The 4150-nt window shown below is 40.6% G+C and carries 3 protein-coding genes; all 3 read right to left on the bottom strand.

Translation table 11 applies throughout. The features are described from left to right. Positions 1-73: 73 nt before the first annotated feature. The gene (locus GX756_04165) at positions 74-658 is read right to left on the bottom strand and encodes a small multi-drug export protein (GenBank protein ID NLC17054.1); all 585 of its coding nucleotides are present in this window, start codon (positions 656-658) and stop codon (positions 74-76) included. Continuing rightward, positions 655-2355 (bottom strand): polysaccharide biosynthesis protein, encoded by a 1701-nt coding sequence (locus GX756_04160; protein NLC17053.1) that lies wholly within the window; start codon positions 2353-2355, stop codon positions 655-657. The genes GX756_04165 and GX756_04160 overlap by 4 nt, the downstream gene beginning before the upstream one ends. A gap of 348 nt (positions 2356-2703) precedes the next feature. Continuing rightward, positions 2704-4150 (bottom strand): hypothetical protein (locus GX756_04155; GenBank protein NLC17052.1); only part of this gene is annotated, 1447 nt, incomplete at its 5' end.

The following is a 4150-nucleotide window of genomic DNA, read 5'->3' as shown; positions in this document are numbered from 1 at the left end:
GTCTGTTAGTTTGCCAATAAAAACAGAAAATAATTCAAAAAAAGAAAACCTAATTTAAAAAAATAAAAAAATCTTAAAACAAACTGGGCAAGCTAAAGCCCGCCAAAGATAAAAACATTATCAACAATCCCGCGACTAGATTGCCCAAAAAAATTATAGGCAGGCCTTTTTTTAGGTTTAGGCCCATAAACGCCGCAATGCCCGAGCCTGTCCAGCAGCCCGTCAAAGGCAAAGGCACGGCGACAAATAAAAAAAGCGATATATATTTAAACCATTCTATTCTTTTGCGCCTGTAAAGCTCTTTTAGCTCGTCTTCTGTATAGCCGTTTTTAAGTTTTTCCATATAAGCCTCCGATTTTTGGTCGGCCTTTTGATTGATTTGGGATGTTTTTTTGGAAAAACGGGCGCTAAGCCATTGGGATAACTTTCTAAAAAGCTTGGTTTTGGCAAGATAATTCAAAACCGGGCGCAAAAACATAATTATAAACGGGGCGGGCAGGCACGATCCCAAATAAGCAAAAATAAAATAGACCCACGGATTAAGGTCTATTCCATAACGGAGCGCAAGCCCCATTCCCAAAGGTATCGCGCCCTTTAACTCAATTATAGGCACAGCCGCAACCGCAAATGTAACCAAAAGCACTATAAAGATATTCATCCCGCTGTCTCTTGCCCCGCTTGTCCCAAAACGCCTAGGTCCGCCGCGCTTTCAAAATTGGCTTTGAGCGATTGAAGGCTTTGGCTTTCGCCATTATACGCCGCGTCCATTAAGATTTTAACCAGCAAATCGTTATTGTTTTGGCGCAGCGCTTTTTCAAATTTTTCTAGCGTTTTAATGATAAATTCCCACGAGATATTGGAAAGCCTTTCAACATATATTTTGTCGTCAATCTTGTCCGCCCTGTCTTTATGGATAATCAATTCTTCATACATCTTTTCGCCAGGCCTAAGTCCTATATATTCTATCTTTATATCCTTGTCGGGAACATAGCCTGCCAAAATTATCATTTTACGCGCCAAATCGTCAATTTTGACGGGAGCGCCCATGTCAAGCACATACACGGAGCCGTTTTTGCCTTTAGCGCCGCTCATCAATACAAGGCTTACCGCCTCGGGTATGGTCATAAAATACCTTATAATCTCTTTGCTGGTTACATAAACAGGCCCGCCTCTTTCTATTTGCTTTTTGAAAAGCGGGATTACCGAGCCGTTAGAGCCCAAAACATTGCCAAACCTTACCGCCATAAATTGCGTGTTGGATCTATCTTTCATGGACTGGATAATCATTTCGCAAAAGCGCTTGGTCGCGCCCATTACATTGGTAGGATATACGGCTTTGTCCGAAGAGATTAAAACAAACCTCAGCACGCCGTATTTATCGGCTAGCCTGACTAAGTTATATGTCCCGAATATATTATTCTTTACGGCCTCGTCGGGATTGCTTTCCATCAGGGGCACATGTTTGTGCGCCGCCGCGTGAAAGACAAGCTCGGGCCTATATTTTTCAAACAAAATTTCCATTTTGTCGTAGTCTCTTATAGTGGCTATTTCAATAAATAAATTGATGCTGTCGCCGTATTGAAGCATCAATTCTTGCTGAATTTCGTAAGCGCTGTTTTCATATATATCCAAAATGATAAGTTTGCTGGGCTTATATTTAATGATTTGCCTGCAAAGCTCGGAGCCTATTGAGCCGCCGCCGCCCGTTACCAAAACAACCTTGCCCGAGATCATGTCATAAAATTTATCGGTGTCAAGATTGATGGGCTCCCTGTCAAGAAGGTCTTCAACCTCTATATGCCTTCTGCTTTGCCATATGTTTTTTTCGCTTATCATTTCCGTCAAACTTGGCACGGTAACGACGCGGCAATTTGTTTTGAGACATTTATCTAGGATGCGCTGTTTTTGCTCAAAAGTCAACGAAGGAATAGCTATAACAATCTCGTCAATATTAAGCTCGGAGCATAATAACTCTATTTGGTCCGTAGTGCCCGCCACTTTTATGCCGTTGACGCTTTTGCCCACTTTGCTTTTGTCATCGTCAAAGAAGCATACAGGCTGATATTTGCAATCTTTTTCGGCCAATATGTTTTCAAGCAAAAACGCCCCGGCTTGTCCCGCGCCCACAATGGCGATTCTTTTGCCGCCGTTGTTTCTTTTGCGGCGCGAGCGCTCGTATAATATAAAATAAACTAATTTGCTGATTAAAATAATATCGCATGCCAACAAAGATGTCAGTATTGTAAAGAACAAATATGTCACATCGCCGCCTGTAGTTATAAACGAAGAGATTACAAAAACAAATGAGGAAGACACCAAAACTATGACCAAATTAAACAAATCCCTTAAGCTCATAAATTGCCATAGGTTTCGGTATAGACCAAACAAATTAAACAACAAAGCATAAGGGAGGACCAAAAAAAATAAAGTATAAAGATTGCCTACCCAAAGCCATAAAGTTTGTTCGTATAAAAACAAATAAAATATGACGCATAAAAAATAAGACAAAACCAAAAAAAACATATCAATGATTGATAAAATTAATGTGTTGTGTTTTGTCAAAAATATATTTTTTATGGCCGGTTTTATTTTTTTATCACCCATTTTAGAGCCCCCTCGTTTATCCCACACTCTATGCTTAATTATATCAAATTATTTATATAATGTTCAATTACTTTAGGGATTTAAATCATTTGTTAATATTTAACTCATTGATTGCGTATAAACCTTATCCGCGATTTTTACCTTATGTTTTCCCGGCGGAACGGTAAACACATACTCGGCTTTTTTGTTTAGCTGGATATGGTTTAGCGGTTTTAATGTTATTTTTAGCTCGGTAGGCGCTATAATCAAAAAGCTGTAATCTTCTTTGGTTTCCAAAAACTGTCTTACAATACACCTTCCGCCTTCGGCTTTGAATACTTCTTTATTGTCAACTAGCATTGCGGTCGTATAATTATCTACCTCAATGCTGTAATTGCGGTCCAAAAGTTTTAAATTGGTTATTGCGTGCGCGCCCTTTGCGAAAGTGCCAAACCTAATGGCAAATTTCAAATCGTCCCTGAAATATTCAACATCGATAAGCGATTGGATGCCTATCAGCGCCAACAAATTGCCTTCCATGCTCAAGTATTTGATGTCTTTGGGCGATTTTTTGTTCGGCAAATATTTGGAGTAAATATTGAACTTAAATTTGACGCGCTTTTGCCAAAGTTTTGCGCATTTATACGCAAAATCGCTGGCAATTTCGTCAAGCCCGTATCTTATTAAACCGTGATAAATAAGATAATTAACATAGGGCGCTATCGCTCCGCGCCAGTCCAAGTAAGGCGGTTTTTTTCCCGCGATAGTTTTTAGCGGCGCGCCGTATTCTTTATTGTTTTTGGATAATGTGGGGATCATGTACTCGCCCCAAAATTGTCTTTTGGATGTAAGGTTATCCACGACAGCCCTTAGCTGCTCGGGCGTTTCTATCGCGCCAGCAATCAACGGATAAAAACTCGTGGCGCCGTAATTTTCCGCCCATGTGTCATCCGCGTATCTGTTAAGATATAAGCCTTTTTGTTGATTATAAAGCTTTTGGTTGATTTTTTGCCTAAGTTTTAGTTTGGCTTCGCCATAAGCCTTGGCTTCGGGTATCGCAAATTTTACGGCCATCCTCTCGATCAAATCGTAAGCCAAAAGCTTTAGGCAGCTTTGGTCCAAAGAATACATCGGCTTGTTTTGGGCTTGCTCTTTTAAGGGCGAATCCTCCCATTGATGCGCGACCAGGTCCTTATCTTTGGTCTCGTCCAAAACAAGCTCGCCGTCGGGCTCAAAAATTTTGCTTAGCTTGGCAAACAGCTTGACAAAGCCCGCCTTGTCTTTTTGGCGCGCGAAAATTTGATATGCCGATATCGGCCCCAAAATTTTATCCTGTATGGTATAGGTTAATTGATTTGTAAAATCGGCGTCTTCGCACACCCAAGAACTGACCAATAGGCTGGAATTTTCTTCGCTGCCGTTTAAATCAAAATGGTCGTTTTTATTGAGCCTTTTGGATATAGCTATTGTGTCAAGAATGTATGGATAATAAACTCTTGACCACATAGACGCGTTAAACATAGACTCGGCAGGCGCGCCCAAAACGCCGCTTCCGTATGTTTTATTG

The organism is Clostridiales bacterium, assembly GCA_012512255.1.
Lineage (GTDB): Bacteria > Bacillota > Clostridia > Christensenellales > DUVY01 > DUVY01.
Note: the sequence above shows the minus strand (reverse complement) of the source record. Positions and strands in the feature narration are given on the sequence as shown.

What these genes read in the sequence shown, in the direction of transcription:
- GX756_04160 (NLC17053.1), bottom strand. Translation starts at nt 2,355, where the DNA reads ATGAGCTTAAGGGATTTGTTTAATTTGGTCATAGTTTTGGTGTCTTCC.
- GX756_04165 (NLC17054.1), bottom strand. Translation starts at nt 658, where the DNA reads ATGAATATCTTTATAGTGCTTTTGGTTACATTTGCGGTTGCGGCTGTG.